Below are 17,775 nucleotides of genomic sequence, written 5' to 3' on the forward strand. Positions count from 1 at the left end.
CTGGATGATTAAAAATAAATTATGATGTTGCTTACAAATTAATAACAAGATTGTAGTTTTAGCATCCAACGATGTGTCTGACTGCGGGGTAGGTCAAACAACACCCCTGCGACATCAAAGATAGGATAACACTTGAAATAGAACAATATGAAAAATAGCTTGTCTTCTACTCGTCGCAATCTCGCCTTTTTGGCTCCTCGCAAGGAACGTTTCCGTAGCTTTTTTCTAGATGAGGCGATGCCTACGGCGGCAAGCTACACCTCCTGATTGAGTACAATTTCAAACGTTTGTAAAAGTTCATCAAATGCCTTGTGGTTTAGCCCAGTAAATGCCCTCAGTAAGCGGTCTACTTTTAGTACCCGATTGTTATCTAGCACTTTCGTATTTCATTCCAGTCGATAATACTTCACTTTACCTTATTAAGCGACAAGTTTATTAAAGCTATTCATAAAGAACGTAACAAAACCAAACTTGTTCAAGTTATCCTCAAATAAATTAAAAATTTACTGATTACAGAGGAGCAAAAAATCAGACTGAAAAAATGAATTTAGTCCATAAAATTTTAATAATAACCAAGGTATTTAAAATTCAAAAAAAATTAAGTTTTTAATAAATAATTTTAATGGCTATTTGTTAGTTAATCTTAACTCACTTTGAGGATAATTATATTTAGCTATTTTAACTATCCTAAGAGGGAAATATATCTTGGTACAAAAACTAGATATTAGCCAAGAAAAACAGTTCTAATACTTCCAATGTAACAGTGACAAAAAGAGTAAGTTCATCTAAACAAAGGTTTTTTAGTAGCAAAGACTATATTTGTGGATTATTTGTATTTTTATAACTAAGTTGTCAGGATTTTAAGGAGTTTTAATGGATAGAATTATAAAAACAAGTTCCCCACTCTCTTCTAGTCAAGAAGCAATGTGGTTTATCTACCAAATTGCTCCAGAGAGCGTTGCTTATAATATATTCACTACTGTAAAAATCAATTCTTATTTAAATATTGTTTCTGTCAATCGTGTATGGGAAAAAATTATTGAACGCCATCCTATCTTCAGAACTACATATACCAGTTTTGAAGGCAAACCCGTTCAGCAAGTTAATCAACAATATAAATGTAATGTTGAGGTAATAAATGCCAGCAATTGGAGTGAAGATTACTTAAAAGAGAAAATATTTGCTATAACCGACAGCCCTTTTAAGTTAGAAAAAGATGCTGTTTTGAGAATTAATTTATTTACTCGCTCAACAAAAGAACACATTCTTTTGCTAACAATGCACCACATTGCAGGTGATATGTGGTCTTTTGATTTACTGCTGAGTGAATTTCAAACTTTGTATGTCAAGGAAATTGAGCAAGTTAGTCAAGAGCAGAACCAAACCGCTCCAGATTCTTTGACTGAAAATAAATCTTATCTAGACTTTGTTCGCTGGCAGTCAGAAATGCTATCTGGTTCTAGAGGAGAAAAACTGTGGCAATATTGGCAAAAACAATTAGCTGGCGAATTACCAATTTTAAATCTGTTTGCAGACAAACCCCGTCCCCCAGTACAGACTTATCAAGGAACAGGATATAGTTTAAAACTAGACGAACAGTTAATTCAAAAACTTAAATATCTAGCTCTAGCTTCTGGAACAAGCCTTTATCAGGTTTTGCTAGCAGCATTTTACGTACTACTTTATCGCTACACGAATCAAACAGACATCCTCATAGGCAGCCCGATGAGAGGTAGATGGGGTGGAGATTTTAAAGAGATTGTCGGTTACTTTGTTAACCTGATGGTTTTACGAACTTCTGTACAGGAAAACGCCACATTTACAGAATTTCTGGCTCAAATCAGCAAGACAGTTAAAGAAGCCCAAAAACATCAAGATTACCCTTTTTCTCTGTTAGCAGAACAACTCCAGCCAGAACGAGATCCCAGTCGTTCTCCTTTATGTCAAGTTAGTTTCACTTGGCAAAGACAACGTTGGTGCGAACAAACAGAGAATTTATTGCACAGTGGAAAACAAGTGCTTGAAATGGAGCCATACTTGCTGGGACATCAACGCGGTGCAGACTTTGATTTGAATTTAATGGTGATGGAAGCTCAGGGAGTATTGCAACTCTGCTGGCAATATAATACTGACTTGTTTGAGGCTAGTACAATCACGCGTATGGCAGGGCATTTTGTTACATTGCTTGAAGGCATTGTAGCTAATCCTCAAGAGCAGATTTGGCAATTACCTCTGTTGACAGAAATTGAACAACAGCAGTTATTAGTTGAGTGGAATGATACAGGGGTAGATTATCTCCAAGATAAATGTATCCATCAGTTATTTGAGGAGCAAGTAGATAGCACCCCCGATGCTATAGCAGTTGTGTTTGAAAATCAACAACTGACTTACCAGCAGTTGAATTGTCGCGCTAACCAATTAGCCCATTACTTGCAATCTTTGGGCGTGGGTGAAAATGTGCTGGTGGGTTTGTGTGTAGAACGTTCCTTAGAAATGGTGGTGGGACTATTGGGGATTCTCAAGGCGGGTGGGGCTTATGTACCACTTGACCCTGAGTATCCTGCTGAACGCTTAAGCTTCATGCTCAAAGACACTCAAGTAAAAGTGCTGTTGACTCAAGAGAAATTAGTAGAATCTCTTCCTCAACATCAAGCTTGTGTCGTTTGCTTAGACACAGACTGGCAAAGCATTAGCCAAGTAAATCAGGGTAATCTCAATAGCACAGTCAGTGCAGAAAACCTCTCTTATGTGATTTACACCTCCGGTTCTACAGGCACACCCAAGGGAGTCGCTGTCAATCATCAGGCCGTCAATCGCCTGGTGTTAAACACCAACTATATACAGTTAACAGCTGATGAATGCGTTGCTCAAGCGGCAAATATTGCTTTTGATGCAGCCACCTTTGAGATTTGGGGAGCATTGCTGCACGGAGCCAAGCTAGTCATTATCACTAAATCCGTATTGCTGATCCCAAAAGAATTTGCGGTCAATATCCACGAGCATCAAGTCAGTGTCTTATTTTTAACCACAGCTTTATTTAATCAGTTAGCCAGTGTTGTCCCGCAAGCATTTAGTTCTTTACGATATCTATTATTTGGTGGTGAAGCGGTTGATCCTAAATGGGTGCTTGAAGTACTAGATAAAGGCGCTCCTCAGCATTTGCTCCATGTGTATGGACCAACAGAGAACACGACGTTTTCTTCTTGGTATTTGGTAGAGGACTTAGCAACGACAGCCGCAAATATTCCCATTGGTCGCGCGATCGCCAATACGCAAATCTACATCCTTGACCAAAACTTACAGCCTGTACCAGTAGGTGTGCCAGGAGAAATATATCTTGGTGGAGCAGGATTAGCACAGGGCTACTTCAATCGTCCTGAGTTGACAAAAGAGAAATTCATCCCCAATCCGTTTGATAATTCCAAATTATATAAAACGGGGGATTTGGCACATTATTTAGCAGATGGCAATATAGAATACTTAGGACGTATTGACAATCAAGTAAAAATACGTGGTTTTCGCATCGAATTGAGTGAAATCGAAGTAGTCCTGAGCCAATATAGTGATGTGCAAGTATCTTGTGTTATTGTCCGGGAAGATACCCCTGGTGATAAACGTTTAGTCGCCTACGTGGTAGCACATCAGGATTGTAAACCCACAATCAGCGAACTACGGCAATTCCTCAAAGCAAAACTCCCAGATTACATGGTGCCAAATGCAATAGTTATCTTGGAGTCACTGCCGCTTACTCCCAACGGCAAAGTAGACCGCCGTGCCTTACCCATACCGGATTTACATAGCGAACAACAAGATAAATTTGTTGCACCTCGTAATCCAATGGAAGAAATGCTGGCACTCCTTTGGGCACAAGTGCTGAAAGTAGAGCTTTTAGGCATTCATGACAACTTCTTTGAACTTGGGGGACACTCGCTACTAGCAACACAATTAGTTTCACGCATCCGCAACGTTTTTAAAGTGGAACTACCATTGCGTGAGTTGTTTGCAAGAGCGACAGTAGCCGAATTAGCACAATCAATTAGGCAGTTACAGCAACAGGTACTTCGGCTTACCTCGGCTCCGCTCGGCACGAGTCGCTCAGTACAGGACTTAGAACTCTCTGAACGACCTATCTTACCAAAGGTGAGGGATGCAGAATTACCACTGTCTTATGCTCAACAGCGTCTGTGGTTTTTAGATCAGTTAGAGCCGAATAGCGCCTTTTACAACATTCCTATGGCTTTGCGTCTAGTGGGAAATTTGAATCAACCAGCCCTAGAACAAAGCTTACTAGAGATTATTCATCGCCACGAAGCCTTACGCACCAACTTTATTACAGTTGATGGAAAACCTTCTCAAATTATTCAAACACAAACGAATTGGACAGTTTCAGTTATTGATTTAAAGTATTTATCTACAACCGATCAAGAAATTACTAGCCAGAAATTAGCGCGACAACTAGCTATTGAGCCTTTTGACCTGGCAAACGGAGCATTAATCAGGACAACATTACTAGTGCTGTCGGAGACAGAACACATATTGTTAGTTTGTATGCATCATGTTGTCAGTGATGGCTGGTCAATGGGTGTGTTTGTTCAAGAACTAGCAGCGCTGTACGATGCTTATGCTCAAGGTCAGCCGTCACCTTTAACACCGCTACCGATTCAGTATGCAGATTTTGCTATCTGGCAAAGAGAGTGGTTGCAAGGAAATGTACTACAAAACCAACTAACTTACTGGCAACAACAACTGGTAAACGCACCAGTTCTATTGTCGCTGCCCACAGATCGACCCAGACCTGCTGTGCAGACTTTTGCTGGTGCATATCAAAAATTTGCCCTCTCTGCTGAACTCACTGGTGGATTGATACAACTGAGTCAGCAACAAGGAGTTACCTTGTTCATGACACTGTTAGCAGCGTTTGATACCTTACTTTACCGTTACACAGGTACAGAAGACATTTTGGTGGGGTCTCCCATTGCTAACCGCGATCGCAGTGAGATAGAAGGGTTAATTGGCTTTTTTGTCAATACTTTAGTGATGCGTACTGACTTATCAGGCAATCCCAGTTTTAGCGAATTACTGACTCGTGTCCGCGAAATAGCAATGGAGGCATACTCGCATCAGCATTTGCCTTTTGAAATGCTAGTGGAAGCATTGCAGCCAGAACGGGATCTTAGCCATACACCGCTATTCCAAGTGATGTTTACACTTCAGAATGCGCCCCTATCGACCGTGGAGTTAAATCAGTTAAGTGTCAGTTCAACGTTGATAGAAGGTACAACTGCCAAGTTTGATCTTACCTTGTCAATGGAAAATACTGCTACTGGAGTAGTGGGTGTGTGGGAATATAGCACTGACTTGTTTGATGCCAGCACTATTGAGCGAATGACGGGTCATTTTGTGACATTGCTTGAAAGTATTATTGCTAACCCACAACAGTCCATTTCTCAATTGCCCCTGTTGACAGAAGTTGAGCAACAACAGTTATTAGTTGAGTGGAACAATACTCAAGCGGATTATCCCCTTGATAAATGTCTGCATCAGTTGTTTGAGGAGCAAGTAGCGCGTACACCCGATGCTGTAGCGGTGGTGTTTGAAAATCAACAACTGACTTACCAGCAGTTGAATTGTCGCGCAAATGAGTTAGCACATTACTTGCAGTCTTTGGGAGTGGGAGCAGATGTGCTGGTGGGTATTTGTCTGGAGCGCTCCATAGAAATGGTTGTGGGATTACTGGGCATCCTTAAGGCGGGTGGGGCTTATGTACCACTTGACGCAGACTATCCTAGTGATCGCTTGAGCTATATGCTAGAAGATGCTCAAGTGAGAGTGCTACTGACACAACAGCAACTCAAGGAAAAGTTACCTCAGTACCAAGGGCAGGTTGTATATTTAGATACTGACTGGCAATTTATTTCTCAGTTCAGTCAGGATAATCCAATTACTACCGTGCAAGATAGTAACTTGGCTTATGTGATTTACACATCCGGTTCTACTGGCAAGCCCAAAGGAGCAATGAACACCCACTTGGGAATTTGCAATCGCCTACTGTGGATGCAACAAGCTTATCAATTAACAGCACTAGATTGCATTTTACAGAAAACTCCTTTTAGCTTCGACGTTTCAGTTTGGGAGTTTTTGTGGCCATTAATCACTGGAGCGCATTTAGTTGTGGCTAAACCAGGTGGACATAAAGATAGTGCTTACTTGGTCAACCTAATTTTAGAGCAGCAGGTTACTCATGTGCATTTTGTTCCTTCTATGCTCCAGGTTTTCTTAGAAGAACCAAGTCTCGAAAATTGCCGTAGCTTGAAACGAGTTATATGTAGTGGTGAAGCTTTACCTGTAGAACTTCAGGAACGCTTTTTTGCTCGGTTAGAGTGTGAATTGCACAATCTTTATGGCCCAACAGAAGCGGCAATAGATGTCACCTACTGGCAATGCTTTCCAAATGGCAATCTTAGGACAGTACCGATTGGTCGTGCGATCGCCAACACACAAATCTACATTTTAGACGAGCATCTGCAACCAGTTCCTGTAGGTGTAGCCGGAGAATTGCATATTGGTGGTGCAGGATTAGCAAGAGGCTATCTCAACCGTCCAGAGTTGACAAAAGAAAAATTCATTTCCAACCCCTTTGACAATTCAAAATTATATAAAACTGGAGATTTAGCGCGTTATTTACCGGATGGCACAATTGAATACATCGGACGAATTGATAACCAAGTAAAAATCCGTGGTTTCCGTATCGAATTGGGAGAAATTGAGGTATTACTGAACCAATATGAAGAGGTGCAGGCATCTTGTGTTATTGCCCGCGAAGGTACGACGGGCGATAAACGCTTAGTCGCCTATATAGTGCCGCATCAGCACTCTAAACCCACAACCAATGAACTGCGGCAATTCCTGAAAGCAAAGCTACCAGACTACATGGTGCCAAGTGCTTTTGTAATATTGGAATTAATGCCACTCACTTCTAACGGCAAAGTAGATCGTCGCGCTTTACCCGCACCGGATTTATACAGCGAAATCAAAGATAAATATGTAGCTCCACTTACTCCAATTGAAGAAATACTGGCGCAAACTTGGTCACAAGTACTGCAATTGCCACAGGTAGCCATACATGATAACTTCTTTGAACTTGGCGGACACTCACTATTAGCAACACAATTGGTTTCACGCATCCGCAACATTTTCAAGGTGGAACTACCATTGCGAGAGTTGTTTGCCGCCGCCACACTAGCCGAATTAGCACGAGAAATTGAACAATTACAGCAACAAGACTTACAACTGTCTGCACCACCTATCTTACCAAGGGCGGAGAATGTACAATTAGCACTGTCTTATGCTCAACAGCGTCTGTGGTTTTTAGACCAATTCGAGCCAAACAGTCCTTTCTACAATATGTCCATAGCCTTGCGTTTAGCAGGAACTGTGGAAGTTGCCGCATTAGAACAAAGCTTCCAAGAAATTATTCATCGCCACGAAGCGTTACGTACTAATTTCATTACGGTTGATGGACAGGCAACACAAATCATTCAAACAGAAACGAATTGGACAGTATCAATTGTTGATTTAAAGCATTTATCGACAACTAAGCAAGAAATAGCTTCACAGCAATTAGTGCAACAACAAGCTATTCAACCCTTTGAGTTGGCAACACAAGCATTAGTGAGAGCGACATTAGTAGTGCTATCCGAGACAGAACACATACTGTTAATGTGTATACACCACATAGTCTCTGATGGCTGGTCAATCGGTTTGTTTCTCCAAGAACTAGCAGCACTTTACAATGCTTATTCTCAAGGTAAAAGCTCGACCTTAGCGCCACTGCCGATTCAATATGCAGATTTTGCACTGTGGCAAAGACAGTGGTTGCAAGGAGAAGTGCTACAAAGCCAATTGAGTTATTGGCAACAGAAATTGGCTTCGGCTCCAACCTTATTGTCGCTACCCACAGACCGACCCAGACCGGCTGTGCAAACTTACCAAGGGACACATCAAGAGTTTGCACTTTCTGAAGAACTAACTGGTAAGCTGGCAAAACTCAGCCAAGAGCAAGGGGTGACTCTGTTCATGACGCTGTTGGCAGCGTTTGATACGCTGCTTTACCGCTACACAGGTACAGAAGACATTCTGGTGGGTTCGCCAATTGCTAACCGCGATCGCAGTGAGATAGAAGGGTTAATTGGCTTTTTTGTCAATACTCTAGTCATGCGTACTGATTTATCAAGCAACCCCAGTTTTAGCGAATTATTGGGTCGTGTTCGAGAAATGGCAATGGAGGCGTACTCTCATCAGCATTTGCCTTTTGAAATGCTGGTAGAAGCATTGCAGCCAGAACGGGATCTTAGCCATACACCATTGTTTCAAGTAATGTTTGTCCTCCAGAATGCGCCGACATCTGGATTAAAACTGACTGGGTTAACTGTCAGTTCATTGCCAATAAAAGGTACAACTTCAAGGTTTGATTTAACCTTAATCATGCAAAACTCTCCTACTGGTCTGGTAGGGGTGTGGGAGTACAACACTGACTTGTTTGATGCTAGTACCATTGAGCGAATGACTGGTCATTTTGTGACCTTGCTTGAAAGTACTATTGCTAACCCAGAGGAGCGAATTTCCCAATTACCACTGCTGACACAACCGGAACAACAAAAGTTACTTGTCGAGTGGAACGATACTCAGGTAGATTATCCACAAGATTTATGCATCCATCAGTTGTTTGAGGAACAGGTGGATAGTACACCCGATGCGATCGCAGTTGTATATGAAAATCAACAACTGACTTACTATGAATTAAACTACCGCGCTAACCAGTTGGCGCACTACTTGCGGTCTTTGGGTGTAGGATCTGATGCCCTAGTTGGTCTGTGTGTAGAGCGTTCTTTAGAGATGGTTATAGGATTACTGGGGATTCTCAAAGCGGGTGCTGCTTATGTGCCACTTGACCCAGAATATCCGCCTGAGCGCTTGAGGTTTATTTTAGAAGATGCTCAAGTTAGGGTGTTGCTAACCCAGCAGTCAATTCTTGATAGATTGCCCCAGCATCAAGCTCACCAAGTCTATTTAGATACTGACGCTAAACTTATTTCCCAGTGCAATCAGGACAATCTTATCTCTGGCGCGCAAGCAACTAATTTGGCTTATGTAATTTATACTTCTGGTTCTACAGGTCAACCTAAAGGTATAGCCATGAATCAGCTTGCCCTTAGCAATCTGATCTTGTGGCATCGGGAAAATCTGAAAATTCCTCGTGGAGCAAAAACCCTACAATTTGCTTCGATTAGCTTTGATGTCTCCTTCCAAGAAATCTTCACTACCTGGTGTTCTGGAGGCACATTGTTCTTAATTACGGAGGAATTACGCCGAGATACCTCAGCTTTGTTAGGTTTTCTCCAACAAAAAGCTGTTGAGAGACTGTTTGTTCCCTTTGTTGGCTTACAACAACTAGCTGAAGTTGCTATTGGTAGTGAATTAGCTAATAGTCATTTGCGGGAAATCATTACTGCTGGGGAACAGTTGCAGATTACTCCCGCTATTTCCCAATGGTTAAGCAAGCTAACTGATTGTACATTGCACAATCACTATGGGCCATCAGAAAGCCATTTAGCCACCAGTTTTACTCTGACTAATTCAGTAGAGACTTTGCCGCTACTTCCTCCCATTGGTCGTCCCATTGCCAACACGCAAATTTACATTCTGGATAAGTATCTACAGCCTGTACCCATTGGTGTACCAGGAGAATTGTACATTGCTGGTGTCCTTTTATCGCAAGGCTACTTCAACCGACCAGAGTTAACACTTGAGAAATTCATCCCTAATCCCTTTAAAAGAAGCAGAGGAGCAGGGGAGCAGGGGAGCAGAGGGGAAACCTTTAATTCCGATCGCCTTTACAAAACAGGGGACTTAGCACGCTATTTAAGTGATGGCAATATTGAATACTTGGGGCGTATTGACAATCAGGTAAAAATACGAGGTTTCCGCATCGAGTTGGGAGAAATTGAAGCAGTACTGAGCCAACTTGATGTACAAGCATCTTGTGCGATCGCCCGCGAAGATATTCCTGGGAACAAACGCTTAGTGGCTTACATTGTGCCTCAAAAAGAGCAGGCGCTCACAGTCAGCTTTGTGCGTAGCTTCCTGAAGTCAAAGTTACCAGAATATATGGTGCCAAGTGCGATCGTTATCTTAGAAGCTTTACCCCTTACCCCCAACGGTAAACTAGACCGCCGCGCTTTGCCCGCACCTGATTTACACAGCCAATTATTGGACAAATATGTTGCCCCACGGAACCCAATCGAAGAAATCCTGTCGCTAATTTGGGCGCAAGTTCTGAAAGTAGAGCAAGTGGGTATACATGATAACTTCTTTGAACTTGGAGGACACTCATTACTAGCAACGCAACTCATCTCCCGCGTGCGTAACAGCTTGAAAGTAGAACTACCATTGCGTAGCTTATTTGCTGCACCAACCGTTGCTGAATTGTCTCAAAACATTCAACGGTTACAGCAACAGGATTTAGAATTAACATCATCACCCATCTTACCAAGGACAGAAAATGCAGAATTACCATTGTCATTTGCTCAAACACGGCTATGGTTTTTAGACAAGTTAAACCCGAACAGCGCCTTCTACAACTTCCCCATAGCTTTGCGTTTAGTCGGAACTCTCAATCGAACTGCCTTAGAACAAAGCTTACAAGAAATTGTTCATCGCCACGAAGCGTTACGCACCAACTTTGTCATCGTTGATGGAAAACCTTCTCAAATCATTCAAACACAAATAAATTGCCCACTCTCAGTTGTTGACTTAAAGCATTTATCTACAACCGAGCAAGAAATAGCTTCACAGCAATTAGCGCAACAACCCTTTAACCTAGCAACTGAAGCATTAGTCAGAGCAACATTAATAGTGCTGTCTGAGACAGAACACGCCTTATTAGTGTGTATGCATCACATAGTCAGTGATGGCTGGTCAATGGGTGTGTTTGTTCAAGAGCTAGCAGCCTTGTACAATGCTTATTCTCAAGGTAAGCCGTCACCTTTAACACCGCTGCCTATACAGTACGCAGATTTCGCAATTTGGCAGCGAAATTGGTTACAAGGAGATGTACTACAAAGTCAATTGAGTTACTGGCAACAACAACTGGCAAACGCACCAGCTTTGTTGTCACTACCCACTGACCGACCTAGACCATCTATGCAGACTTTTGCAGGAGCATATCAACAGTTTGCGCTCTCAAAGGAATTAACTGATAAACTCACACAACTAAGCCAGCAACAAGGAGTTACTTTGTTCATGACGCTGTTGGCGACGTTTGATACCTTACTTTACCGCTACACAGGTACAGAAGACATTTTGGTGGGTTCGCCAATTGCTAACCGCGATCGCAGTGAGATAGAAGGGTTAATTGGCTTTTTTCTCAACACTTTAGTTATGCGTACCAATTTGGCAGGCAATCCTAGCTTTAGCGAATTACTAGGTCGTGTTCGTGAAATGGCGATGGATGCATACTCTCATCAGAATTTGCCTTTTGAAATGCTAGTAGAAGCATTGCAGCCAGAACGGGATCTCAGTCACACACCACTGTTCCAAGTGATGTTTGTCCTCCAAAATGCTCCTATATCTCAACAATTGGAATTGACTGGGTTAACTGTCAGTCCACTGGTGGTAAAAAGTACAACTACCAAATTTGATCTTACCTTGGCAATGGAAAACACTGCCACCGGACTGGTTGGGATGTGGGAATACAACACTGATTTGTTTGATGCATCCACCATTGAGCGAATGACGGGTCATTTTCTGACATTACTTGAAGGTATTATTGCTAACCCAGAGGAGCGAATTTCTCAACTGCCACTGTTGACAGAAGTTGAGCAACATCAACTGTTAATAGAGTGGAATGATACTCAGGTGGATTATCCACTAGATAAATGTATCCATCAGTTGTTTGAGGAGCAGGTTGGGCGTACACCTGATGCAGTGGCAGTTGTGTTTGAAGATCAACAACTCACCTACCACGAGTTGAATAGTTGTGCTAACCAGTTGGCGCACTACCTCAAGTCTTTGGGAGTGTCCGCAGATATGCTGGTGGGTATTTGTGTGGAACGCTCAATAGAAATGGTGGTGGGACTGCTAGGTATTCTTAAGGCGGGTGGCGCTTATTTGCCACTTGACCCGGAGTATCCGACTGAGCGCTTGCACTTTATGCTAAAAGATGCTCAAGTTTCAGTGTTGCTGACTCAGCAGAAACTCATTGACAGACTGGCCCAACATCAAGCAAAGCTTATTTGTTTGGATACTGACTGGCAGCTTATTTCTCAGTTAAGTCAGGATAATCTCATCACTGAGACACAAGCAACTAATTTGGCTTATGTGATTTATACCTCCGGTTCTACAGGTCAACCCAAGGGAGTGCTGATTGCCCATCAAGGATTGCTAAATTTGGTGTTCTGGCATCAAAACACTTTTAACATTACGACCTTAGACAAAGCCACTCAGCTAGCAGGAACAGCATTTGACGCTGCGGTATGGGAATTATGGCCTTACCTAACGGCAGGAGCAAGTATCTACTTAGTCAAATCTGAGTTCCTTAGCTCGTTAGTAAAGCTACAAGATTGGTTGATTTCAAAGCAGATTACTATCAGTTTTCTGCCAACACCATTGGCACAGGAATTATTGTCTTTGGAATGGCCAACTGAAAGTTTGGCTTTGCGTTCCATATTGACTGGAGGAGATAAGCTTCATCAGTATCCATCAGATTTAATCCCCTTCCAACTAGTGAATAATTATGGCCCAACTGAGAATACTGTTGTTACAACTTCTGGGCTGGTAGTTGCCAAGGAGCAAGATCAGATATCACCGAGTATTGGCAGAGGGATCGCTAACACTCAAATCTATATTCTAGATAGTAATCTGCAACCAGTTCCCGTTGGTGTCCCAGGAGAGTTACATATTGCTGGTGTTGGATTGGCAAAAGGCTACCTTAACCGCCCCGAATTGACAACTGAAAAATTCATCCTCAATCCCTTTAGCACTGAGCTGCGTTCGCGCCTATACAAAACTGGGGATTTGGCACGTTATCTACCCGATGGCAACATTGAATACCTGGGACGCATTGACAATCAAGTAAAAATTCGCGGCTTCCGCATCGAGTTGGCAGAAATCGAAGCATTACTGGGACAACATGATGATGTGCAGATATGTTGTGTCATTGCTCGTGAAGAAACTTCAGGTAATAAGCGCTTAGTCGCCTATGTCGTGCCACAAAAAGAGGTGACACCCACAACGGACGAACTGCGTCAGTTTCTTGACGATAAACTGCCTGGGTATATGGTGCCAAGTGTTTTTGTGATGCTGGAGTCCTTACCCCTGACACCCAACGGCAAAGTAGACCGTCGCGCTTTGCCTGCTCCAGATTTACAACAGGAACTATCAAATTATGTAATGCCAAATACTGAAGTAGAAAAAATCATTGCTGGCATTTGGCAAAAAACACTGGAAGTAGAAAAAGTGGGAATTTACAATAATTTCTTTGAACTTGGAGGTCATTCGTTATTATTAATACGAATTAATCAGCAATTGCAAGAAAAATTTGGTTTGGAAGTTTCAATAGTTGATATGTTTAATTACCCAACTATACATAGATTAAGCCAATACTTAAATACTAAACTTAACAAAGAAGATACATTAAAACAAAATAATTTTCGTCCTCAATCTCCAAGTGAAAGTAAAGCTTTCAGGAACCAACAATTACAGCTTAGACAGCAGTATCTTTCTCAAAGAAAGGGTAAAAAATTATGATAGATTCCATTAATATTAATGATTTTAATAATGAAATAGCAATAATTTCTCTTGCTGGTAGGTTCCCAGAAGCCAAAGATATTGACTCTTTTTGGCAAAATTTGCGTGATGGTGTAGAATCTATCTCCAGGTTGACGGATGAAGAATTAATAAATTCTGGCGCTTCTCTAGATTTACTGAATAATCCTAATTATGTAAAAGCTAATGCTGTTTTATCAGACATTGAATTGTTTGATGCAAATTTTTTCGCTTATAGCGCGAAAGAAGCTGAGTTAATAGATCCCCAACAACGCTTATTTTTAGAGTTGGCATGGGAGGCAACAGAAAAGGCTGGTTATGATCCGCATACCTATAATGGGTTAATAGGGGTTTATGCTGGTGTGGGAATGAACAGGTATCTTGTCAACAATCTCTACCCTCATCATCAATTATTAGAGGCAGTTGATCCACTGCAATTAACAATCTCCAATGATAAAGATTTCTTGCCAACACGAGTTGCATATAAACTCAACTTGACTGGGACAGCAGTAAATGTGCAAACAGCCTGTTCTACTTCTTTGGTTGCTGTTCACTTAGCTTGCCAAAGTCTATTAAATTGTGAATGTGACATGGCTTTAGCTGGTGGAGTTACTCTCAGCATTCCTAAAAAAATAGGTTATTTGCATCAAGAGGGAATGATTCTTTCTCCTGATGGACACTGCCGTGCTTTTGATGCTAAGGCACAAGGAACGATTGCCAGTAGCGGTGCTGGTATTGTGGTATTGAAAAGATTAAAGGATGCGATCCCAGACCGCGACCACATCCATGCAATCATTAAAGGTTCGGCAATTAATAATGATGGTGCAATGAAAGTGGGCTTCACTGCTCCTAGTGTTAGCGGTCAAGCAGCAGTCATTAGCGAGGCTCAAGCTATAGCTGGTGTAGATGCCGAAACAATTTCCTACATCGAAGCTCATGGCACTGCTACACCTTTAGGAGATCCCATTGAAATTGCCGCTTTGACTCAAGCTTTTAGTCAAAGTACTGATAAAAAAGGTTTTTGCGCTATTGGTTCGTTAAAAACCAACTTAGGACATTTAGATACAGCAGCAGGTGTGGCAGGTTTGATTAAAACTGTATTAGCACTGCAACATAAAATGCTACCTCCTAGTTTGCACTTCGAGACACCAAATCCCAAAATTGATTTTGCCAACAGTCCTTTTTACGTCAATACAACCCTGACTGAATGGAAAACAAATAACACTCCTCGCCGTGCTGGAGTTAGTTCTTTTGGTATCGGGGGTACTAATGCTCATGTAATTTTAGAAGAAGCACCTTTAGAAATTAAAAATTTAAAATTAAAAATTAAAAATTCTAAAGATGCTATTGAACGTCCTTTACACTTGTTGGTACTTTCAGCTAAAACTGCGAGTGCGCTTGAGAAGGCAACAGCTAATTTAATCACACACTTAAAAGAGCATCCAGAACTGAACTTAGGCGATGTAGCTTATACCCTCAATAGTGGTCGGCGGGGTTTTAATTACCGACGGATGTTGATTTGTCAAGACTTAGAAGATGCTGTCAAAACTCTTGGTAGTTTAGCAGCCCAACAAGTTTCTACCAATTATACAGAGATTACAGAACGGTCTGTTGTCTTTATGTTTCCCGGTCAGGGTTCACAGTACGTCAACATGGCGCGGGAAATTTATGAAACTGAGACAGTATTTAAAGAACAAGTTGATTATTGCTCAGAAATTCTTAAACCCTTACTAGGGCTAGATTTACGTCACATACTTTATCCCAGTGAAGAAAATATTGATGAGGCATCAAAGCAACTTCAACAAACAGCCGTTGCTCAACCTGCTATTTTTGTAATTGAATACGCCCTAGCTAAATTATGGCAGTCTTATGGAGTGGAGCCACAAGCTGCGATCGGTCACAGTATTGGCGAGTATGTAGCAGCAACTCTAGCAGAAGTTTTTTCCCTAGAAGATGCCTTATCTCTGGTAGCAGCACGCGGACAGATGATGCAGCAACTGCCTACTGGAGCAATGCTTTCAATTCCACTACCCGCAGACAAGATAAAATCCCTACTAGGGCAAGAACTTTCTATTGCAGCGATTAATCAACCCTCCCAGTGTGTAGTTTCCGGTTCCACAGCAGCAGTAGATACACTACAAAATCAGCTAGCTGTTCAAGGGATTGAATGTCGCCAACTGCATACTTCCCATGCCTTCCATTCTCAAATGATGGAACCAATCTTAAAGGCATTTGCAGAACGAGTCAAAAAAGTTACTTTAAATCCCCCAAAACTTCCTTATATCTCCAACCTGACTGGTAATTGGATTACAGTTACCCAAGCCACAAATCCCGACTACTACGCTCAACATCTGCGTTCCACAGTGCTGTTTTCCCAAGGTGTCGAGAAATTATTGGCAACACCTGAGCAAGTCTTACTAGAAGTGGGGCCAGGACACACATTGGCTACATTAGTCAAAAGACATCTAGACAAAGCAGCTGCACAAACGGTGTTGACTTCGGTACGTCATCCTCAAGAAAAACAATCTGATCATCATGTTTTATTCACTACATTAGGTCAACTCTGGCTGGCTGGGGTCAAGGTAGATTGGTTTGGATTCTATAGTCACCAGGAGCATTACCGCCTTCCCTTACCGACTTATCCCTTTGAGCGCCAACGTTATTGGATTGACCCCCCACAAAAAACAGCTTGGGGACAGTTGCAAGCATTACCCACACCATCACAATTATGGACATCGCTTGTACAAGGAGGTCAAAATCAAGCAAATACTAGAAATGCAGAACTCAACGAGTTAACATATCAGGAAAACAGACAGTGGTTGGATCGTTTATGTACAGCCTACATCAACTCTGCATTCAAGCAATTAGGGGCTTTTAACAATGCTGAAGAAAAGTATTCTTTGGAGAATTTGTTGGCGCAATGCCATATTTCTCCTCGCTATCAGCAATTGTTTTCTAGATGGTTGCAAATATTAGTTGAGCAAGGACAACTACAGGAACAGGAGGGGTTATTTACTGGGCTACTGCCATGTTCACAAGATTATATTAATGAACATTTAGAAGAAGTTAGAGTGAGGTTTGCTACTTCATCTTTAGTAGATTTAGATTTAGTGCAACGCTGTGGTGAAAATTTAGCTGCTATTCTTGTTGAACAAGAACCTTTAGAGATTTTTAATGAACTGGTTTACCAAAAAGAAAACAACGGTTCATATTCAGAATCTCCCTTAAATACTTACTACAATTCTATTTTGCACTCAAGTTTGGAACAGGTGGTCAAATTATTGCCATTGGCTCAAGCCTCTGCACCATCTGCATTTAGCATAAAATCTAGGCTAGAACAGAATAATCAGAAATCAGAGATTTCATTACAAAGAAAGCCGGATATTTTTCAGCCAGAAAAATTATCTGCACTCCACTCAAGACCTGATTTACCTAATTCTTATCTAGCTCCCCGTAATGAGATTGAGCAAAAAATCGCCGATATATGGGAAGAATTGTTGGGAATTAAACAAGTGGGAATCAATGACAATTTTTTCAAATTAGGAGGAGATTCTTTAATAGCTGTTCAAGTTTTATCCCGAATACGAAATATTTTTTCTATCCGATTATCTGTAGCAAATTTATTTGAGTCACCCACAATAGCTGAGATAGCACCAAAGCTAGAAAAACAAATAGATTCAGATACAAGCTTTGGTGCAAGTGAGAGAGAAGAAATAACAATTTGAGTAACAAATAATTTTAAATTACGAATTAGCTGATGTAGAGGTAATGTTTCTGTGAATATCGAACAATTGGTCGTTGATCTTAGTAAACAGGGTGTAAAGTTGTGGGTTGAAGGTGAGCAGTTGCGTGTTAATGCTCCAAAAGGGGTATTGACACTAGAAACTCGTGACTTAATAGCTAAAAATAAAGCAGAACTTATCTTCTTGCTGCACGAGAAAAATGCGGACA

3 protein-coding genes and 1 pseudogene are annotated in these 17,775 nt (G+C 41.5%); 3 read left to right on the forward strand and 1 reads right to left on the reverse strand.

Annotated elements, in window-relative coordinates; translation table 11 throughout:
* Positions 1–38 precede the first annotated feature (38 nt).
* Positions 39–203, reverse strand: a complete 165-nt coding sequence (locus HWQ43_RS17105; protein WP_366932845.1) for a transposase family protein — start codon at positions 201–203, stop codon at positions 39–41.
* Positions 204–873: 670 nt separating this feature from the next.
* On the opposite strand from HWQ43_RS17105, the gene HWQ43_RS17110 reads away from it, so the two are divergent.
* The 3 genes and pseudogenes from HWQ43_RS17110 to HWQ43_RS33805 all read left to right on the forward strand — a co-directional run.
* A complete protein-coding gene (locus tag HWQ43_RS17110; protein ID WP_292736155.1) occupies positions 874–13,806 on the forward strand; it encodes a non-ribosomal peptide synthase/polyketide synthase in 12,933 nt (4,310 codons plus the stop codon).
* Positions 13,803–17,549, forward strand: a complete 3,747-nt coding sequence (locus HWQ43_RS17115) for a type I polyketide synthase (protein ID WP_292736157.1) — start codon at positions 13,803–13,805, stop codon at positions 17,547–17,549. The genes HWQ43_RS17110 and HWQ43_RS17115 overlap by 4 nt, the downstream gene beginning before the upstream one ends.
* A 51-nt stretch (positions 17,550–17,600) precedes the next feature.
* Positions 17,601–17,750: pseudogene (locus HWQ43_RS33805) on the forward strand (hypothetical protein); the annotation flags it as partial.
* Positions 17,751–17,775 lie beyond the last annotated feature (25 nt).

The organism is Nostoc sp. JL31 (genome assembly GCF_017114965.1).
GTDB classification, from domain to species: Bacteria; Cyanobacteriota; Cyanobacteriia; order Cyanobacteriales; family Nostocaceae; genus Nostoc; species Nostoc punctiforme_A.

Excerpts from the sequence above, each read along its gene's own strand:
- HWQ43_RS17115 (WP_292736157.1), top strand. The coding sequence starts at position 13,803 with ATGATAGATTCCATTAATATTAATGATTTTAATAATGAAATAGCAATA.
- HWQ43_RS17110 (WP_292736155.1), top strand. The coding sequence starts at position 874 with ATGGATAGAATTATAAAAACAAGTTCCCCACTCTCTTCTAGTCAAGAA.